General features: G+C 62.1%; 22 protein-coding genes. 9 read left to right on the top strand and 13 right to left on the bottom strand.

All coding sequences use genetic code 11. The annotated features are described in order from the left end of the window. The 7 genes from BLR31_RS15965 to BLR31_RS15995 all read right to left on the bottom strand — a co-directional run. On the bottom strand, positions 1–243 hold a 243-nt coding region (locus BLR31_RS15965), incomplete at its 3' end, for a helix-turn-helix domain-containing protein (protein ID WP_176762712.1). Positions 244–278: 35 nt separating this feature from the next. Then, a complete protein-coding gene (locus tag BLR31_RS15970) occupies positions 279–1,259 on the bottom strand; it encodes a flagellin N-terminal helical domain-containing protein (RefSeq protein ID WP_244505102.1) in 981 nt (326 codons plus the stop codon). Between the two features lie 414 nt (positions 1,260–1,673). Continuing rightward, positions 1,674–3,536, bottom strand: a complete 1,863-nt coding sequence (locus BLR31_RS15975; protein ID WP_090597707.1) for a flagellin N-terminal helical domain-containing protein — start codon at positions 3,534–3,536, stop codon at positions 1,674–1,676. Positions 3,537–3,671: 135 nt separating this feature from the next. Further along, positions 3,672–4,022, bottom strand: coding sequence for a hypothetical protein (locus BLR31_RS15980; protein ID WP_090597708.1), 351 nt, complete (start codon positions 4,020–4,022; stop codon positions 3,672–3,674). Positions 4,023–4,315: 293 nt separating this feature from the next. Further along, entirely contained in the window at positions 4,316–4,783 is a 468-nt protein-coding gene (locus tag BLR31_RS15985; RefSeq protein ID WP_090597711.1) for a hypothetical protein, read from the bottom strand. After that, a complete protein-coding gene (locus BLR31_RS15990) occupies positions 4,780–5,106 on the bottom strand; it encodes a rod-binding protein (RefSeq protein ID WP_090597713.1) in 327 nt (108 codons plus the stop codon). Before BLR31_RS15990 ends, BLR31_RS15985 begins: the two co-directional genes overlap by 4 nt. After that, a complete protein-coding gene (locus BLR31_RS15995) occupies positions 5,106–6,227 on the bottom strand; it encodes a flagellar basal body P-ring protein FlgI (RefSeq protein WP_090597715.1) in 1,122 nt (373 codons plus the stop codon). The genes BLR31_RS15990 and BLR31_RS15995 overlap by 1 nt, the downstream gene beginning before the upstream one ends. Positions 6,228–6,495: 268 nt before the next feature. On the opposite strand from BLR31_RS15995, the gene BLR31_RS16000 reads away from it, so the two are divergent. Together BLR31_RS16000 and dksA are read left to right on the top strand one after the other, a co-directional pair. Continuing rightward, positions 6,496–6,912 carry a flagellar assembly protein FliX gene (locus tag BLR31_RS16000; RefSeq protein WP_090597718.1) on the top strand — a complete coding sequence of 139 codons (417 nt, stop codon included), beginning with the start codon at positions 6,496–6,498 and terminating at the stop codon, positions 6,910–6,912. Positions 6,913–7,025: 113 nt separating this feature from the next. After that, positions 7,026–7,445, top strand: coding sequence for an RNA polymerase-binding protein DksA (gene dksA / locus BLR31_RS16005; protein ID WP_090597720.1), 420 nt, complete (start codon positions 7,026–7,028; stop codon positions 7,443–7,445). A 328-nt stretch (positions 7,446–7,773) separates the two neighbouring features. Here the strand turns inward: dksA and BLR31_RS16010 are convergent, their stop codons facing one another. Beyond that, a complete protein-coding gene (locus BLR31_RS16010) occupies positions 7,774–9,267 on the bottom strand; it encodes a carboxypeptidase M32 (protein ID WP_090597722.1) in 1,494 nt (497 codons plus the stop codon). A gap of 45 nt (positions 9,268–9,312) precedes the next feature. Continuing rightward, positions 9,313–9,522: a hypothetical protein gene (locus BLR31_RS16015; RefSeq protein ID WP_090597724.1), complete on the bottom strand. Its 210-nt coding sequence runs from the start codon at positions 9,520–9,522 to the stop codon at positions 9,313–9,315. A gap of 145 nt (positions 9,523–9,667) precedes the next feature. On the opposite strand from BLR31_RS16015, the gene BLR31_RS16020 reads away from it, so the two are divergent. From BLR31_RS16020 to BLR31_RS16030, 3 genes are read left to right on the top strand one after another with little or no spacing between them, the layout of a single operon-like run. Next, entirely contained in the window at positions 9,668–10,027 is a 360-nt protein-coding gene (locus BLR31_RS16020) for a YciI family protein (RefSeq protein ID WP_090597726.1), read from the top strand. Continuing rightward, positions 10,024–10,371, top strand: coding sequence for a YciI family protein (locus tag BLR31_RS16025; protein WP_090597728.1), 348 nt, complete (start codon positions 10,024–10,026; stop codon positions 10,369–10,371). The genes BLR31_RS16020 and BLR31_RS16025 overlap by 4 nt, the downstream gene beginning before the upstream one ends. Continuing rightward, entirely contained in the window at positions 10,368–11,594 is a 1,227-nt protein-coding gene (locus BLR31_RS16030; protein ID WP_090597730.1) for an RNA polymerase sigma factor, read from the top strand. Before BLR31_RS16025 ends, BLR31_RS16030 begins: the two co-directional genes overlap by 4 nt. A gap of 270 nt (positions 11,595–11,864) precedes the next feature. Here BLR31_RS16030 and flgH read toward each other — a convergent pair whose 3' ends face one another. Genes flgH through flgF form a run of 4 tightly spaced genes read right to left on the bottom strand, consistent with a single transcriptional unit; the run spans position 11,865 to position 15,185 of the window. Continuing rightward, positions 11,865–12,605 (bottom strand): flagellar basal body L-ring protein FlgH, encoded by a 741-nt coding sequence (gene flgH, locus BLR31_RS16040; protein WP_090597734.1) that lies wholly within the window; start codon positions 12,603–12,605, stop codon positions 11,865–11,867. Between the two features lie 57 nt (positions 12,606–12,662). After that, a complete protein-coding gene (gene flgA / locus BLR31_RS16045) occupies positions 12,663–13,616 on the bottom strand; it encodes a flagellar basal body P-ring formation chaperone FlgA (RefSeq protein ID WP_090597736.1) in 954 nt (317 codons plus the stop codon). Between the two features lie 23 nt (positions 13,617–13,639). Continuing rightward, on the bottom strand, positions 13,640–14,425 hold the full coding sequence (flgG, locus tag BLR31_RS16050; RefSeq protein WP_090597738.1) for a flagellar basal-body rod protein FlgG: 786 nt from the start codon (positions 14,423–14,425) through the stop codon (positions 13,640–13,642). Between the two features lie 16 nt (positions 14,426–14,441). Further along, positions 14,442–15,185, bottom strand: a complete 744-nt coding sequence (gene flgF / locus BLR31_RS16055) for a flagellar basal-body rod protein FlgF (protein ID WP_244505103.1) — start codon at positions 15,183–15,185, stop codon at positions 14,442–14,444. Between the two features lie 276 nt (positions 15,186–15,461). Here flgF and BLR31_RS16060 point away from each other — a divergent pair, with 276 nt between their 5' ends. The 4 genes from BLR31_RS16060 to BLR31_RS16075 are packed head-to-tail and all read left to right on the top strand — an operon-like array spanning position 15,462 to position 18,199. Continuing rightward, a complete protein-coding gene (locus BLR31_RS16060; RefSeq protein ID WP_090597740.1) occupies positions 15,462–15,959 on the top strand; it encodes a flagellar basal body-associated FliL family protein in 498 nt (165 codons plus the stop codon). 10 nt (positions 15,960–15,969) lie between these two features. After that, complete coding sequence (gene fliM / locus BLR31_RS16065; protein ID WP_090597742.1) at positions 15,970–17,064, top strand: flagellar motor switch protein FliM; 1,095 nt, start codon at positions 15,970–15,972, stop codon at positions 17,062–17,064. Continuing rightward, positions 17,061–17,480, top strand: coding sequence for a DUF6468 domain-containing protein (locus BLR31_RS16070; RefSeq protein ID WP_090597744.1), 420 nt, complete (start codon positions 17,061–17,063; stop codon positions 17,478–17,480). Before fliM ends, BLR31_RS16070 begins: the two co-directional genes overlap by 4 nt. Further along, positions 17,477–18,199 (top strand): MotE family protein, encoded by a 723-nt coding sequence (locus BLR31_RS16075; protein ID WP_090597746.1) that lies wholly within the window; start codon positions 17,477–17,479, stop codon positions 18,197–18,199. Before BLR31_RS16070 ends, BLR31_RS16075 begins: the two co-directional genes overlap by 4 nt. Positions 18,200–18,282 lie beyond the last annotated feature (83 nt).

Consider the following 18,282-nt stretch of genomic DNA (forward strand, 5'->3'; position numbering starts at 1 on the left):
AATGTCGGGCGTCTCCTCGAGCAGCGATAGGATCAAAACCTTGCAGGCGTCGATGCGTCCAGATCGACGATCACCTCCCAAGGCCTTGGGAAGAGGCGCTCCCTGATCACGCTGGCGCGCCCTCCAGCGGCTCACACTTGCCGCACTGACACCAAAGCGTTCAGCTGCCTGGCGATGGCTGAGCCCGCTGGCCACGGCGGCAAGAACACGCGTCCGGAGATCGAGTGACAAAGCTTTCGACATGTCCGCCGGCCTCCTCACCCGGCAAACATGATGAATCAGAAACGCGTTGATTTGGGAACCCGCACCGATTCATTCAGCTCGGGTGCCGCTCTAGTGGAGCCGAGCGTGGTGTTGATGGCTGCTGCGAGCTTTTCTGCATCTGTCGCACCCGACGCCGCGTCAATCTGCGAACGGGTTACCGAGACGGGGGTTGCCACCGTATCGCCGGGCCCCTGAACGCTGAAATCAATGGTACCTTCGTCTGCCCCTTGAATGGCTGCAGTGAAATCCCCGGCATTCACGCTGGCACTACCTGTGACGACACCAAATCCGGTGGTTTCCCCTTCGCCGCCAGTCTTGGTGCGGAAAGCAAGATTGCCGCCATCGTCAAAAGCTTCAATGTTTGCCGTTGTAAGCTGACCGTTAATTTCTGCCAGCAGCGCGTCGACGTCGGCTGCAGCGCCTGCGCCGGTCGCGATATCGACATCAATGGCGGCGCCGCCGGAGCCGTCGTTGACCGAAATCTGTTCCGTGCCAGGAGCCGCTCCTGCGAGAGCTGCTTGCAGGCCGGTCAAGCTGATCGTGCTGGTCTGTGATGCGCCTGACGCTTGGTCAGGCAAGGCGACCGATGTGCCGACAGCCGTCGATGCAGCAGAAGCTGGCTGTGTGACGGACCCAGCTTTCGTCAAATCAATTGTGGAGTTTAGGCCCGCGCCGCCGACGAAGCTGAGCTGTTCGGTGCCCGCCAGGGTCGTGCTTTGCGACAGGGCGGTCATATCGAATGACTTGGTTTCGAACGACTTGTCCTGACGAGCCTGGCGCAGTGTGGACTGCATGGACTCGAGGGTCTTGGTGATGGCCTGGAGGCCGTTATCGGCGGCTTCCAGGGTCTGGATGCCGTTTGCCATGCCGTCGAGCAGGGCGTTCATGTCACCGGCGCGGGAATTCAGCGAAGAGGCGGTGAAGAAGTTGGTGGGATTGTCCAGAGCCGAGTTGACCTTCTTGCCAGTCGCCAGGCGGTTCTGGGTCGAGCTCATCAGATCGGCAGTGTTCTGGAGGGAAAGCAGGTTCGAGCGAACGGCTTTCGAAAGCGTAATATCAGACATTTAGAAATCCCCTTCTAGGATTTGCCCTGTATCGTGCGCCTCTTCCTGAGACGGCTGGCCCGACACTGCTGGTCGACCCTCTAAAGATCGGTTAATCGCTGCCCGGCTTTTGCCTTAATTGTTCCCGTGTTGGCTCGCTGCAGTTCGTCAGGGTTAAGAAAAGACGAAGGTTTCGGTGGGGGTGGTGCGCGTGTGGATGAAAAGGGAGCGCTGAATCCTGGGAATAAGTCCCGGCATGACTGGCCGCGGAGGGGGAAGATGGGCAGGACGAAAAAAGCCCCGGGCGGTGCCGGGGCTTTGGAAAGCAGTGCGAAGCGTTGAACGCCGGACGGCGCGTTTTTGCGATCAGCCGAAGAGGCGGAGGACGGCCTGGTCGGCCTGGCTGGCCAGGGACAAGGCGGTCTGCGAAAGCTGCTGGCGGGTCTGGAGGGCCAGCATGTTGGCCGCTTCCTCGTTGGAATCGGCGAGCGTGAGATTGGCCGCGCCGGTTTCGAGGGTGTTGATCATCTCTTTGGTGAACTTTTCGCGGTTCTGAACCACCGATAGCGTCGAGCCGAGGTTGGATGCCTGCGAGCGGACCTCGTTCAGCGAGACCTGAAGCTTGGCGAGAAGTCCGTCGATGCTCTCGTCGAGATTGAGGTCTTCGGGCATCACCTCGAGAATGTTGAGGTTGACGGCGTTGACGGCGCGTTCCTCGCCCTTGGCGTTCTTGGCCTGAATCTCGATGGTCGAGGTGCCAGATTCATTGAAGACGATCTTGAGCTGGTCGCCGCGCAGGAGATTGATGCCGTTGAAGGATGCGTCGTCGGCCAGGCGGTCCATTTCGGTGCGCAGCTCGTTGAACTCGCGGGCCAGACCCGCGCGGATGTCGTTGCCGCCGATCTTGTCGGTGCCAATGCCGCCCGTGAGCTGCCCATTGGTGAGGCCGACCATGTCGAGCTCCTTGGTGGACAGGTTTTCGATGCGGAGCCGGCCATTGTCATTGGAGGCGCGGATGATGTTCTTGAAATCGGGGTTGGCGTTGATCTCGCGAACCAACTGATCAACGGTCTTGGGTTCGCCATCAGCCGGCGATGGCGGCAGAGTCGCACGCGCTGTCCCGAAGACCAGATCGAGGTCACCGGCATTGCCGCCGTCGCTCACCGATAGATTCGGGCCTGTGCCATCGGCGGGACCGCGCAGAACGATACGATTTCCTTCCCGCACCGCGGTGACATTAATTTGCTCGTTGGGATTGGCGTTGTTCCAGGTGGAAATCCTGTCGTTGATCTCCGCAACAGCCGCGGCCGCGCCTGTCTGAACATTGCCGTCCAGCTCAATGAGCAGCGGGGTGGATGTGCCATAGTTGATGTTGAATTCGACAGTCTGACTGGCGAGATTTGCGTTGTTGTCGATTTCGGTGGCAAGGCTAGTGGGTGTGACAGGTGCTGTCATCCCGGCTGATGTGGCGGCACCAATGACAACCGATGACCCCGCACCCCGCGAGCCCGACGATATGACTAGATCGGTGCCTGAGACCGCGACGGTGAATTCGGTGCTTGTAAACCGCTCGCCAATGGCTTGGTCGAGTGCCGCCTTCATCTCAGCGGGCGTGGTGATTTCCCCACCAGGTGCTGCCGCGTCGGCTATCGCCTTGGTAATGACGATGGAGCGCTCGACGCCGTCAATCGTGAGATCAAAGCTAAGCGTGTCGTTCGGAGAAGCAAATTCGATCGCCTCAAACTCAAATTGCGCGCCGCCACGCGATTGGGTGAGCGCAAAGTCTGCGCCTGCGGTGACCGAAGCGGGAACGGCGTTGGTCAGCGCGATGGCATGGGACGTTCCGGCCGGGAAGCCGCCCCCCGAGAGGGTGAGTTCGCCACTGCGGTTGGCGCCCATCGGAAGGCTGGCGGTCTGGAAGCTCTTGTCCTGACGCGCCTGGCGGAGCGTGGACTGCATGGACTCGATCGCCTTGGTAATGGCGGTGAGGCCGTTATCGGCCGCTTCGATAGCCTTGATGCCGTTGCCCATGGCGTCGAGCAGGGTGCCGATATCGGCGGCGCGGCCATTGAGCGAGGCGGCGGTGAAGAAATTCGTCGGATTGTCGAGCGCCGAGTTGACTTTCTTGCCGGTGGCCAGGCGCTCCTGCGTGGCGTCCATCATCTTGGCCGTGTTCTGCAGATGCAGAAGGTTTGAGCGGACTGCCTTGGACAGTGTGACGTCAGACATGTTCGAGAACCCCCGTCCCGGTGGCGTGTAATGGGATCACCCCGTTAGGGGCGCATTAACCATAGAGTGCGGGGTGAAGTGCTACCGAATGGTTAACAAATCCTGATCGCGGGTTCGGGAATTAATGATTTGGCGTCAGACCCGGCGGTCGCGGAGGCTAAGGCTGGAGTGGGGTGGCTCCCAAGTGCCGAGGCGGGCCGAGAGGGCAGCCGATTGGATGCCGGCGCCGGGGTCGATATCGGCAGAGAGCAGGCTGGCGTCCAGAAGCGTTCCGGGTGAAACGGTGGTTGCAACCGGCTGGAACTCTTCGGTTTTGTCGGGATCGTTTTGGTGGCGTTGCGGGGCTGATTTGGGAGCGTCGCCGAGTTGGGCGCCTATGCTGTCGGGCACGCGCGTGCGGCCCGCGACGGCCAGTCTTTCAACCGGGCGGCGGGCTGAAGCAGCAACCCCGAACGGGCCCTGCTGCAAGGTGACGAGCCCAGTCACGCGTTAACCTGTCCTTGGCCTGATGCGGCAAAAACTGCCGGGCAGAATGTGCCGGGAGGTGTGGCGGACGGGTTAGGGCGCGGGGGTAGGTTTTATGAAAATTGTGGGGAGCTGGGGGAGTGGTTTCATGCGCAGGACTGCGCATGACTGGGCCCTCGGGTCGAGCCCGAGGGTGACGGGAGGGGGTGGTCAGCGGTGCGGCATGGATTGGCGCTGCGCCCCTCACCCCAGCCCTCTCCCCAAAAGGGGCGAGGGAGCGTGCGGGGTTTGGGCGGGCGGGGTGCCCGAAGTCGTTAGAGCGCGCGGTTGATAGAGAGGCCCTGGATGCCTTCGGGGGCTTGGCGTTGGGGTTGGCCGGGGGCGGCGTAGGTTTTGGGGGCGGTGGTGGCGCCGACCGATTTGGCGACGTCGGAGAGGACGGCTTCGGTGACCGAGCGGGCAGTGGCGAGGACGCGGAGGTTTTCGGCCATTTGGGTGGCGAGGGCTTCGTGGCCGCGGCGCAGGCGCTCGACGCGATCGGGGGCTTCGGCCTTGAGGCGGTCGGACACACGCTGGATGGCGCGGGCGATGCCGACGTAATCCTGCGCAAGCTGGGTCTTTTCGCCGGTCAGCGCCGTGGCTTCGCGCATGTGGCCGGCGCGCAGGAAGGTGGTTTCGCGGTTCATGACCTCGACGAGAGCAGAGAGGGCAGTTTCGGCGCGGGAGCAGAGAGTGGCGGCGTCGAGGTTTTCGAGGGCGGCCAAGCGGTTAGCGGCGGTCATCGGGTGTAAGCTCCCATAGCGGTGAAGTCGGGCGCGCTGTTTTGTGCGGCCTGCGTTTCGATGAGGTGGGTGACCATCTGATCGGCGATGCCAATGCCGCCGGCCTTGGCCATTTCGGATGCGTATTGTTCGGCCATCATGCCGCGCCAGGTTTCCTCGGCGTGGCCGCCGCCGAACGTGGAGTCGGTTTCAAGGCCCTTGAACATTTCCGAGACGAGGGTGTTCAAGAACACGCCTTCGAGTTCGACGGCCTGTTCGCGCATGCGGTCCATGACCGCAGTGGCGTTGGGCATAGTCGAGAAGCTGGAATTGATCGGTGTCATCAGATCACCTCGATTTCGGCCTGCAAGGCGCCGGACGCCTTGATGGTCTGGAGGATGGCAATGAGGTCGCGCGGGGATATGCCCAGGGCGTTAAGGCCATCGACAAGCTCCTGAAGTGAGATGGATTCAGGGACTACAGCGAGCTGCGTGCCGTCTTCCATGACGTCGATCTGGGTGCGTGGCTCGACGGCGGTTTCACCGAAGGACAGCGGCTCGGGCTGAACGATGGTCGGGTTTTCCGAAATGGTGATCGTGAGATTGGCGTGCGCGATGGCGACCGTCGAGACGCGCACGTCGCGGCCGATGACGATAATGCCGGAATTTTCGTTGATGACGATGCGGGCCTGCTGGTCGGTCTGGATGACGAGCTGTTCGATGTCGGTCAGGAGATCAACGATGTTGCCGTTAAAATGTTCGGGCAGCGACAGGCGGACATTGGCCGGATCCGATGGGATCGCGACGGGAATGCCGATCAGATCGTTGATGGCGAGCGCTATGCGGCGCGACGTCGTGAGATCGGGGTTTTTGAGCGAGAGGCGGACCGAGTGCTGGGCGGCGAGGGTGAAGTTGATTTCGCGCTCGACGAGCCCGCCCGAGGAAACCTGGCCGGTTGTCGGGACGCCGGAGACGACGGTTGCGGCATCGCCCTGGGCAGTGAAGCCATTGACCGTCACGGATCCTTGCGCGATGGCGTAGGCTTCGCCGTCGGCGCCGAGAAGGGGGGTGACGAGAAGCGTGCCACCCTGGAGGCTGGTGGCGTCGCCAAGAGCGGCGACGGACACGTCGATCCGGGTGCCCTGGGTAGCGAAGGGGGGCAGATTTGCCGTGACCATGACGGCGGCCACGTTGGCGGTGCGCAGGGTTTCCCCGCGGGTATTGACGCCCATGCGCTCAAGCATGGCGGTGAGGGACTGACGGGTGAAGGGGGTGTTGTTGAGGCTGTCGCCGCTGCCGTTGAGGCCGACGACGAGGCCGTAGCCGACGAGCTGGTTGTCGCGAACGCCTTCGATATCGACGATGTCCTTGATGCGCGCGGGTGCGGCGCTGGCACCGAGCGGTGCCGCGACCACCGCTAGGGCGGTGATGAGGGCTATGGCGGTGCGGAACAGGCGGTTGTGCATCAATCGATTCCCCGAAACTTGCCGATCGTCTCCGTCCCCACGGATCGGTCGGCCTTGTGAAAAGGATAGAGCGAAAACCGTGCCAGTTCGGGTGAAGCATCGTTATGGTGTTGAAATACATCGATATTATTTTAGCGGCTTCAGCTTTCCCGACGCGATGGATGTCAGTGGTGGGCAGGGATTGCCGGGTGGTTAAGGTAAAATTAACGCCTATGGGCAAAATCTGCCGGTGAGAGATTGTTAACCATGGTCGGGTGGGCTCGGGCGAATGCGGATCGATGGTACAGGGCGGGTGATCTCGACCAATCGGCAGACATCCACGGCGAAATCGTCCGGTGAGACGTTTCGGGCCGAGGGCGGGCAACCACAGGCCCGTGCGTCCCAGACGGCGCACTCGGCGGGGATGAGCGGGATCGACGCGCTACTGGCTCTGCAAGCGGCGGAGGACCCAACTCAGGGGCGACGCAAGGCTATCAAGCGGGCCAATGGATTGCTCGATGCGCTGGAAGATATCCGGGGCGATCTGCTTGTCGGGCGGGTGAGCGAGGGGCGCTTAAACCGGGCTGCGGTGCTGCTGCAGCAGGCAAAAGGCCAGGAGCTTCCGGGGCTGGACGAGGTGATTGCCGACATCGAATTGCGGGTGCGTGTGGAATTGGCAAAGCTCGGGCGTTATCTTGGATTGTGACCTGATCAACACGCGCTCACGGTGATGTTAACACAGTGGTCAAAATAGAATTGCTCCACGCTGCATCGCAAACTATAAGGCGGCAACTTGGGTTCCAAGGGAGTGAGTCTTTGATGTCGGTCGCAACCCTTGCCGATGACTACCGTCCTTCTGAGGACGAGGAATTCATGAATGCCCGCCAGCGGGAGTATTTCCGCAAAAAGCTCAATGCGTGGAAAGACGAAATCCTTCGCGAGAGCCGGGGCACCCTGGAAAATCTCCAGGAAGAAAATACCAACCATCCTGATATGGCCGACCGGGCTTCGTCGGAAAGCGATCGTGCGCTCGAATTGCGCACCCGCGACCGGCAGCGCAAGCTGATCTCAAAGATCGACGCGGCGCTGAAGCGTATTGAGGACGGGTCGTACGGATTTTGCGAAGAGACTGGTGAGCCCATCGGGCTGGCACGGCTCGACGCGAGGCCAATCGCAACGCTGAGCCTTGAGGCTCAGGAGATGCACGAGCGCCGCGAAAAGGTTTATCGCGACGACTGAAATATCGAGTCCATAGAATCGGTTACGGCGGCCCGTTGAAGGAAAACTTCAGCGGGCCGTTGTTGTTTTGGGGTAGTTGGTTTGAGTCGGTTTGCCGTGGATATTGCGGAGAGCGTGGGGTTCGCTGAGGGGCGGCGGATACCGGGTCCCGGGTCTTCGCCCGGGATGACGGGGTGGGTTGGGGCAGTGTTGGTTGCCCGCGCAAAGGCGGTCGTCCCGGCCCTGAGCCCGCTGGGGGTGAAAAGCAGGGGCGCGAGGGCGTGATGTTTACGGTCGATGGGCTGGACCCTCGGGTCATGCCCAAGGGGAACGGTTATGGGGTGGCGTCCTAGCCGTAGCGCTTCTTGAGGTGGGCGATGAAGATATCGGGGTTGAGGGTGTTGCCGGTGGCGCTCTTCAGGAGGTCTGGGGTGGAGAGGCGGGAGGCCTGGGACCAGATGTTGTCGCTGCGCCATTGGTTGACGGTCGAGAAATCGCCTTTAGCGATGTGATCGAGGACATCGGGCTGGGCGGATTCAATGGTGGCCCATTGCTGGGCGGCGATCATGGCGCCGAGGGTGTAGGACGGGAAATAGCCGAAGGCACCGGCGGGCCAGTGGACGTCCTGCATTGGGCCGTCCTTGGGATTGTCGATGGTCGATAGGCCGAGATACTCGGTCATCTTTGCGTCCCAGGCTTCGGGGAGATCGACGACTTCGAGGTCGCCATTGATCAGGGCCTGTTCGAGTTCGAAGCGCAAGATGATGTGGAGGGGGTAGGTGACCTCGTCGGCATCAACGCGGATATAGCCGCGTTCGACCTTATTGACCTCGGCGACGACGTCTTGGACGTCCCAGCCTTTCAGGGCGTCATCGCCAAGATGCTGGGCGACGATGGGCATGGCCCAATGCCAGAACTGGGGAGCGTGGGCGAGCTGTTGTTCGACGAACAGCGATTGGCTTTCATGGATCGCCATGCCGCGGGCCTGACCGACGGCGAGGTGGGATTCGTCCTTGGGCAGGCCCTGCTCATAGAGCGCGTGGCCGGTTTCGTGGAGGACGCCCATCAGCGATGTCAGGAATTCGTCGGTGCGATAGCGCGTGGTCATGCGCACGTCGGTGGGCACGCCGCCGCAGAAGGGGTGGTGGGAGACGTCGAGACGGCCATGGGTGAAATCAAACCCAAGCGCCTGCATCATCGAGAGACCGAGTTCGCGCTGCTTTTCGATCGGGAAGGGGCCGGTGACGGTTTTGGCTGGGCGGTTGGCGTAGCGCTGTTCCTGGGCGTCGAGCGCGTGGGGGACGAAATCGACGAGGAAGGATTTGAGTTTTTCGAGGACGGGCGCAACATCGGCCACGCGGTTGCCGGGGTCGAACTGTTCCATCAGCGTGTCATAGGGCGCGAGCTTGAGGACATCGGCACGCATCTGGGCTTCTTCGCGGGCGAGCGCAACGACGCCTTCGAGGGCCGGGGCGAAATTGGCCCAATCGTTCTTGGCGCGCAGATCGCGCCACAGCTGTTCGGAGCGCATTTCGGCCTGGGATTTGCGGCGCACGAAATCGGCGGGGAGGCAGGTGGCGTTGGTGTAGACGCGCTTGAATTCGCGAAGGGCGAGTTTTTCGTCGTCGGAGAGGTCCTGGCTTTCGGCCTTGGCGATCCAGTCGCCGATCTCTGGGGCGGTCGCGGCTTCGTGGCGCAGGCCGTAGAGGAAAGAGACGGATTCGGCGCGCTTTTCCCCGCCGCCGACCGGCATGTTGGTCGCCTCATCCGCCGAGAGAATGGCGATGGCGTGCTCGATGGCTTCGAGCTTTTTGCCAAGGGTTTCGATATCGGCGTAGGACATGGGCGACTCCAGACAGAACGGATGGTTGCCCCTTGGTAGTCCATTTCACCGGTCGGTCGAAACAGCGAAATGCTGGGGCGACGACGATCTTGGGGCCAAACCCGGCAGAAGCGTGACGCCGGCTGCGATGAGCACTGCCATGGCGATGACGATGCGAATGGGGGCGGGCCGCAGCGGCTCGTGACGCCAGTCGGGACCGCTTGTGTGGCGGGCCTCGATCTGGCTGATATGGGCGGCGAACATGATTTCGACCATGGGACGATCTCCTTGTGGGGTGATGCCGATTGGTCGTTGGGCGAGGGCCTTATTCGACAGGGTGAAAAATATTCCGCGTGCGTGTCGAAAAGGGAGGTGGCGGCGCGTCTATCCTGGTGATGAACTCGAACCAGGAGGAAAACGTATGCGCTACATGATGTTGTACTATCTCGATGAGAGCAAATTTGCGGTGATGGAGCCCAAAAAGCGGGAGGGCTATATCAACCAGATGCTCGATTTCGACGACGAATTGCGGGCGAGCGGGCATTTCGTGATGGCCGAAGCGCTCAAGCAACCGGGGGAGGCGGTGACGGTGCGGCGGTGGGATGGGGTTTCAACGACCGACGGTCCGTTCATGGAGACCAAGGAGCATCTTTCGGGGTTCTGTCTCATCGAGGCGCGCGACCTCAATGAAGCGCTTGCGATCGCGGCGCGGGTGCCATTGGCCGACACGGGATCGATCGAAGTGCGGCCGCTCGAAGTGCTCGAAAGGATTGAAGAATGAAGTTCATGTGTCTGGTGCTGATCGATTCCGAAATGGCGAAGACGATCGATTGGGAGGAAATCGGGTCGGAATCGTTCGACTATGACGTCAAACTGTTTCGCGATCAGGTCTATGTGCGGGCCGAGGCGCTGGAGAGCGTATCGAGCGCGCGGACGGTGCGGGTCCGCAATGGCGAGGCGATGGTGACCGACGGGCCGTTCATGGAGACGCGCGAGCAGGTGGCGGGGTTCATTCTGGTCGAGGCGAGCGACATGGAGCATGCGCTTGAGATCGCCAAGGGCATTCCACTGGCGCGATATGGGGCTGTGGAAGTGCGGCCCGTCCTTAATCCGAGCCCGGAGTGAGTGGGGTCGATATCGATGGGGCCTGGCGGGAGCATTCGCGCCGGGTTCTGGCGACGCTGATCCGGCTGCTGGGCAATTTCGATCTGGCGGAGGAGGCGTTGCATGATGCGTTTCTGGCGGCGGCGGATGCTTGGCCGCGCGACGGGTTGCCCAATAATCCGTTTGGCTGGCTGGTGAGTGCGGGGCGGTTTCGGGCGATCGACAAATTGCGGCGGCGGGTGCGGTTCGATGCGGCGGCGGGGGAGTTGGCGCGGCGGATCGAGATGGAGGCCGAGGACGCGGCGGGGATCGAGCCCGAGATGATTGCCGACGATCAGTTGCGGTTGATCTTTACGTGCTGTCACCCCGATCTCGGGCGCGAGGCGCAGGTGGCGCTGACGCTGCGGGAGGTCCGTGGGCTGACGACGGAAGAGATCGCCCGGGCGTTTCTGACAAAACCGGCGACCCTGGCGCAGCGGATCGTTCGGGCCAAGGCGAAAATCCGGGAGGATGGCATCCCCTATGCCGTGCCCGATCGGGCGGAGTTGGCCGAACGGCTCGATGCGGTGCTAGCGGTGGTCTATCTGGTATTCAACGAAGGATATGCGGCCCATGCGGGCGAGACCCTGATGCGGGCCGACCTATCGGGGGAGGCGGTGCGGCTGGGGCGGTTGTTGGTGTCGCTGTTGCCCGATGGGGAGGCGCAGGGGCTTTTGGGGTTGATGCTGCTCCACGAGTCGCGGCGGCGGGCGCGGGTGGATGAGGCAGGGGACCTTGTGCTCCTGGCCGATCAGGATCGGACGATATGGGACCGGGACTTGATTGCCGAGGGGCTAGGGCTGGTGGAGCAGGCGTTCGCGACGCGGCAGATCGGGCCCTACACGCTGCAGGCAGCGATTGCGGCGGTGCATGGGCGGGCGGCGACGGCGGAGGAGACGGATTGGGGGCAGATCGTCTCGCTATACGATGTGTTGGTGCGGGCGGTGCCATCGCCGGTGGTGGAATTGAACCGGGCGGTTGCGGTGGGGATGGCGCAGGGGCCGGAGGTGGGACTGGGGTTGATCGAGGGGCAGTTGGGGCGCGGGGAACTGGGTGGGTATCATCTGGCGCATGCGGCGAAGGCGGACATGCTGAGGCGGTTGGGGCGGAATGGGGAGGCGCGGGCGGCTTATGGGGATGCGCTGGCACTGTGTCGGCTGGAGCCGGAGCGGCGGTTTCTCGAGAGGCGGATTGCGGAGCTTTGATCGCAATAGGGTGATTTGGGCTGGGGCTGGAATGGAAGAAGGGCGCAGCTGGGGAGTTGCGCCCTTCTTTATATCCGGCCCGACGGGGAAGACGGGCCGGGAACCTTCTGCCGCGATTGGGGGAATCGGCAGGAGGTTGGGGAACTGGGCCGGCGCCGGTGAGGCGCGGGGCGGCGGTTTGCGGAAGAGTGTGGGGCTCCAGCTGGCTCCCAGGGTCGAGCCCGAGGAGGACGGTGAGAGTGGGGTGAGCGTGGGCTCACCCCGGATGCGTTAGAACGGCAGGATGGCGTCGAGGATCTGCTGGCCGTAGCGGGGTTGCTGGACGTCGGTGATCTGGCCGCGTCCGCCGTAGGCGATGCGGGCTTCGGCGATCTTGGTGGACGAGATGGTGTTGTCCGAACCGATGTCTTCGGGGCGCACGATGCCGGCGACGATCAAATCACGGACTTCGAAGTTTACGCGGACTTCCTGCCGGCCTTCGATCACCAGATTGCCGTTGGGCAGGACCTGGGTGACCACGGCGGCGACCTGGGTGGTGATCTGTTCCGAGCGGTTTACCGAGCCATTGCCGGTGTTGTTGATGCCCGATGTCGTGCCGATGGCCGCGCTGGCGTCGACGTCCGCCGGAGCGACCGAGTTGAAGATCGACCCCAAGGCGCCGCCGAGGCCGACGTCGTTGGAGGACGAACGCGTGGCGGTGGTCGTGTTGCCGATCTGGGCGCTGTCGTCGACGGTGACGATGACGGTCAGGATGTCACCGATCTTGGCGGCGCGCTGGTCCTTGAAAAAGCCGCGGGCGTCGGAGCGGAAGAGCGAATTGGCCTGATACACAGCAGGTTCGGTGGCCGGCATGGGCATCGTCACAGGGCGGTAGCCGGCGGTGACGGTTGGGTCGACGATCGGTGTCAGGGCTGGAGCCTGGCCGACATTGGCGAGGCGGTCGGTGGTGCCGCAGGCTGCGAGCAGCGAAGCGAGCATCAGGCCGGTGGCGAATTTGGCGAGAGATTTCATTTCAGTTTCCCCGTGGGTGTTTAGGCGACCGCACTTCCCCAAGCGCGGTGAGCGAGATTAAAGGCCGGCGAGTTGCTGTGGGCCCGAGGTGATGGTGACGGTGCCGTCACCGCTGGCGGTGCCCTGGAGCACGCGATTGGTCATTGTGTTGAGAACCGAGACAGGTTCGGAGAGGCTGGCGGCGTTGAGCGCCTTGCCGGTTGTGGTGAGGGTGAGTGCGCCCTGCTGGTAGAGGACGGTGACGTTTTCGTTGCGACCGATGATCTGCGGCTGAGCGAGATCGGCGGGGCGTAGCATCACGCCCGCGCGGGTCTGGCGCTGGAGCTGCATGCCGATGATGGCGTCGTATGAGACGATGCCGGCGGTTTCCGCATAGGCGAGCGGCACCATGCGCATTTCGATGTCGTCGGGACCGATGATGGTGCCTTCGGGCAGTGAACGGGTGAGGTGCGGCACTTCGATGGTCAATTCGATCTGGCCGGAAACGTCGACCGGATTGTCGAGACCCGAGACCTGGAAGCGAGCAGAGAAATGGGACGAGCCAGGCATATAGCGCAGCATGACGAGGCTCGCGGGAGCGGAGGTGTCGGCAGCAACGAGTTCGGGCAGGGGGGTATTGAGAGAGATGCGCATTTCCATGGCTTGGCCGAGAATGCCGCGCTGCGTCAGATCAGCGGAAATCAGATTGGACAGAAGGTCCATATCGACCGGCATGCCCGACCGCGAGACCTTGATCTCGGTGAGGCCGTAAGCCTCAAATTCCTCAAGACCGGCTGCGCCGACGGCCGTGGCGATATCGGCCAGCGACACGGTACCGGTCGTGCCAGGAGCCGGGGCGCGGAAGATCGCCGTTTCCGAGAGTAGGCCGGCATTGTCGAACAGGTCACCGATGGTGACGAGTGGCGCGGTGACCGTGACGTTACTGCGCAGCAGCGCTTCGGCGTGCGCGGTTCCGCAGACAGCGGCGAAGGCGAGGGCGAGGCCGGAGCGTTTGAGAAGCGGTGCAATCATTTCAATTCCTCCTAAAGCTCAGATCAACGGAGTTGCGCGGCGGCCTGGAGCATCTGGTCGGCGCCAGAAATCACACGGGCGTTCATTTCGTAGGCGCGCTGGGCCGAGATCAGATCAGCCATTTCGGTGACCGCGTTGACGTTGGCGCTTTCGAGGTAGCCCTGGAGAAGCGAGCCCATGCCATCCATTCCGGCGACGCCGATCTGGGGCTGGCCGGAGGCGGGGGTTTCGCGAAACAGATTGTCGCCGATCGATTCAAGGCCGGCCTTGTTCACGAAGCGGGCCATCTGGAGCTGACCGAGCTGTACGGGCGCTGTGTTACCGTTGAGGAAGGCTTCGACAACGCCATCACGGCTGATCGAGACCGAAGTCGCGTCCTGCGGGATCACGATGCCGGGTTCGAGCTGGAAACCATCGACGGTGACCATCATGCCGGTGGCGTCGCGCTCGAAGGTGCCGTCGCGGGTGTAGCCCTGCGTGCCGTCGGGCATAGAGACGACAAAGAAGCCCTCGCCGCGAATGGCGAGATCGAGGTCTTTTTCGGTGGGGGCGACGTTGCCCTGGCTCATGACGCGGGAGGTCGCGGCGACACGCACGCCCGAGCCGATCTCTACCCCGACGGGAACCTGGGTGCCGGCGTCGGAGGTGGACGAACCGGCGCGGCGGTAGGATTGGTAGAGCAAATCCTGGAATTCGGCGCGCTGGCGCTTGAACCCCGTGGTGCGCATGTTGGCGATGTTGTTGGAGATGACTTCGACATTGCGCTCCTGAGCAGCCATGCCGGTCGATGCGATATATAGGGCTTTCATCGGTATGGGTCCTTAATCAGGCTTGGGCGTCGCCAAGGCGCTGGATGGCATTGCGGCGCAGTTCGTCCTGCTTGTTCATCAGGTCTGCGAGTGAGGTGTAGGCGCGGGTGACGCGGATCATTTCGGTCATTTCCCCGACGCCTGAAACATTGGAGCCTTCGAGCGCGCCCTGGATCACGGCGGTCGATTGGGCGGGGAGGGGATTGCCGCCGGCAAACATCGTGTCGCCCGAGCGGGTCAGTTCCTGAACATTGTCGAACTCGACGACGCCCAGAGCACCCTTGTTGCCGGCGCTCGACGAAATCTCTCCATCGGCGGTGATCTCGATATCGACCTCGTCGGGGCCGAACGTGATCAGGCCACCGCCATCGGAGAGAACGGGAAAACCGTTCTGGGTGACGAGCACGCCGTCGGAATTGATTTCGAGTGCGCCGTTGCGGGTGTAACGAAGGCCTTCGGGGGCCTGCACGGTGAGGAAACCTTCGCCCGAGAGGGCGACGTTGAGCGGGTTGCCTGTCTGGACCATGGTGCCGGCGACCATGTCGTGCATGGTCGCCCAGTCGTGGACATAGGAAAGCTGCTGGCTGCCGCGGGGAAACGAACGATCCTCAGCGACTGGCATGATGTATTCTTCGAACAGGATGGCTTCGGCCTTAAAACCAGTCGAGTTCATGTTGGCGAGATTGTTGGCAACGACGTCCAGCTGGCGCTGAAGCGCCATCTGTCGCGAGAGGCCAATCAATTGCGCGTTTCCGATCATGCGCGGTTTCCCCAGTTCAGTTTCGGAGCCGACCTCCCCAGGCCGGGCTTCCTGCCAGTGGTAATGCAGGGAGCGTGCCAAACTGATAAATTGAATAAAATCAGGGGCTTATGATTTTCAGCCTGTTGATGTAGGGCGGAACATAGTTAATGGGCTGGCACATTCTGCCGGGCAAAAATTGCCGCGTAAGGCGATTGGTAACTAATCGTTAACCGTGACGGGATTAGCTGGGCGGACGGAAAACACCCGGAAATCCGGGGGATTCGGAAGGGGCTCATGAGCGATATCGCCGAAGCAGATGGTAACGAGGGTGCTTTGGCTGCGCCCAAGAAGGGCGGCTCCAAAAAACTGCTTATGATAGGCGGTGGTGTGGCGGCTCTTTTGCTCGTCGCTGGTGGGGGTGCGTTCTTCCTGATGGGTTCGGGGAGCGATACCTCGGACGCGAGCGCCGAGACCGCCGGTGTGACGCAGACCTATTTTTATGAACTGCCCCAGATTACCGTCAATCTCAACGCAGAAGCAGGGGCCGCGGCCTATCTGCGTATGACGATTGCGCTGGAATTGACCAACGAATCCATGGTGTCGACGGTGGAACCGCGCATGGCGCGGGTGCTCGATGCCTTCCAGGTCTATCTGCGGGAGTTGCGCCGATCCGATCTCGAGGGATCAGCCGGGCTTTACCGGATGAAGGAAGAGCTGCAGCGCCGGGTCAATCTGGCGATTTATCCGGCCACTGTCGAAAATATCCTGTTCCAAGACATTCTGATTCAATAGTTGGCGCCAAATGGATGATCCCGAAGGCAAATCTGATGGCGGACTGGGCGAGGACTGGGCCGCGATGCTCGAGGCAGAAGCCGGGTCAGACGACGTCGACAGGGTGCTCAACCAGGACGAGATCGACTCGCTTCTAGGTTTCGATGCCAGCGCTTCATCCTCGGTGGAGCTCTCGGGCGTGCGGGCGCTGATCAATTCGGCGCTGGTGTCCTATGAACGCCTGCCGATGCTCGAGATCGCGTTTGATCGGCTCGTGCGGCTGGCGACGACGACGCTGCGCAATTTTACCTCGGACAATGTGGAAGTGTCGCTCGACTCCATCACGTCCGTGCGGTTCGGGGACTATCTCAACTCCATTCCGCTGCCCGCTATCCTGTCTGTCATCAAGGCGGAAGAGTGGGACAATTTCGGGCTTCTGACTGTCGATAGTTCGTTGATCTATTCGATGATCGACGTGCTTTTGGGTGGCCGGCGCGGATCGAGTGTGATCCGGGTGGAGGGGCGTCCCTATACGACGATCGAGATGGCGCTGGCGCGACGGATGATCGAGCACATCCTCGACGACATGCACAAAGCGTTCGAGCCGCTGGGGCACGTGAATTTCAGACTCGACCGGATGGAAACCAACCCGCGGTTTGCGACGATCTCGCGCCCGGGCAATGCGGCGATCCTGGTCGAGTTGCGGATCGACATGGACGATCGCGGCGGCAAGGTCGAGATTTTGCTGCCTTACGCGACCATCGAGCCGATCCGCGAGCAATTGCTGCAGATGTATATGGGCGAGAAGTTCGGGCGCGATCCCATCTGGGAAGGACATCTGGCTACCGAAATTCATGCTGCCGATACCGAGGTTTCGGCGGTGCTGCATGAGCTGGAGCTGCCGCTGTCGAAGGTGCTCAACCTCAAGAGCGGCGACACGATCATGTTCGATACAACGCCGAGCGACCCGGTGACGCTGCGGTGCGGAGATGTGGACCTGACCAAGGCGGTCATGGGCCATATCGGCAAGAATGTTTCGGTGCGGGTGACCCGGCCACTCAACCCGCCAAAGGTTACCATGGCGGCCTTCGAGGCCATGGAAGAAGATGGGGAGAAATTGAGATGATGGGCTTGTCGCTCGGACTGCTGATCGAGCTGGGTGTCGCCGTTTTGCTCGCGACGACAATCGGCTACTGCATCATGCTCAACAAGCGCATCAAGAATTTGCAGGCGGACCGTGCTGCGCTGCAGCAGATGATCGCCGATTTGATCCAGGCGACGACCATGGCCAATGGGGCGATCAAGGGTCTCAAGCAAACGGCGATCGAGGCGGATGAGCGCTTGAACCAGCGCCTCAACGATGCGGAGCGCTTCGCCATCGAGTTGGCCAACCACGTCAATGCGGGGCAGGCGGTGATGGAGCGGATCGCCAAGATCACGCAGGCGGCGCGGTCGCAGGACAATGGCGGCGAGCCAAAACGGGCCAGCGATGCGCTTCGCGCTCTCAACGATCACCAGCGCCGGCGGGAGAACGTTGCGTGAGACAGATCAGGCTTCTGCCCGTCGTAGTTCTGGCGGCTAGCGCGCTTCTAATACTCAAGACCGTCGGGCTCGTAACCGGGGATGGCTATACGCCCGGCGTGCAGTCGGCGTTTGCTGCCGGGGATACGGCGGCGGCGGAAGCGCCTGCGCCCGAGCCTGCTACGGCAGAGGCTACCGGCGCGCCGGTCGATCCCGTCCAGGCAGCGGCGGATTCTCTTTTCGGGTCCGTTCCGGAAGCGGTCGAGGCGGCCGAAGGCGGCGCGACAGGAAGTGATACGGGAGAGATCGTGCTGCAGAGACTTGCCGAGCGGCGCGCGGAACTCGATGCGTTTGCCCTTGAGCTGGAAAGCCGCATGAGCCTCGTTGAGGCCGCAGAATTGCGGATTGAGGAGCGGATGGCCGAGCTCAGCGCGCTCGAAGCGCAGATCAATGTCTCACTCGACGCGCAGGATGCTGCGGCGGAGGCTCAATTTGCAGCGGTTGTCGCGATGTATGAGAACATGCGGGCTGGTGATGCGGCGACGATCTTCAACGATCTCGATACGAGCGTGCTTGTCGCGGTTGGCAAGAAGATGAATCCGCGCAAGCTCGGGCCGATCATGGCTAATATGGTGCCCGCACGGGCGCAGCAACTGACCGTACTGCTGGCGCAGACCGATGTGGCTACGCCCGCCCCCGTGCAGCAATCCGCGGATCTACCCCAGATCGTGGGGCAGTGATCCTGACATATTGCGGTTCAATCATCAGATTGCAGTAAGAGCATCTTAAGCGCTGCGCTCTAGTCTCTCGCAAGAGTTAGGGC

This window comes from Pelagibacterium luteolum, from assembly GCF_900100665.1.
Classification (GTDB): Bacteria; Pseudomonadota; Alphaproteobacteria; order Rhizobiales; family Devosiaceae; genus Pelagibacterium; species Pelagibacterium luteolum.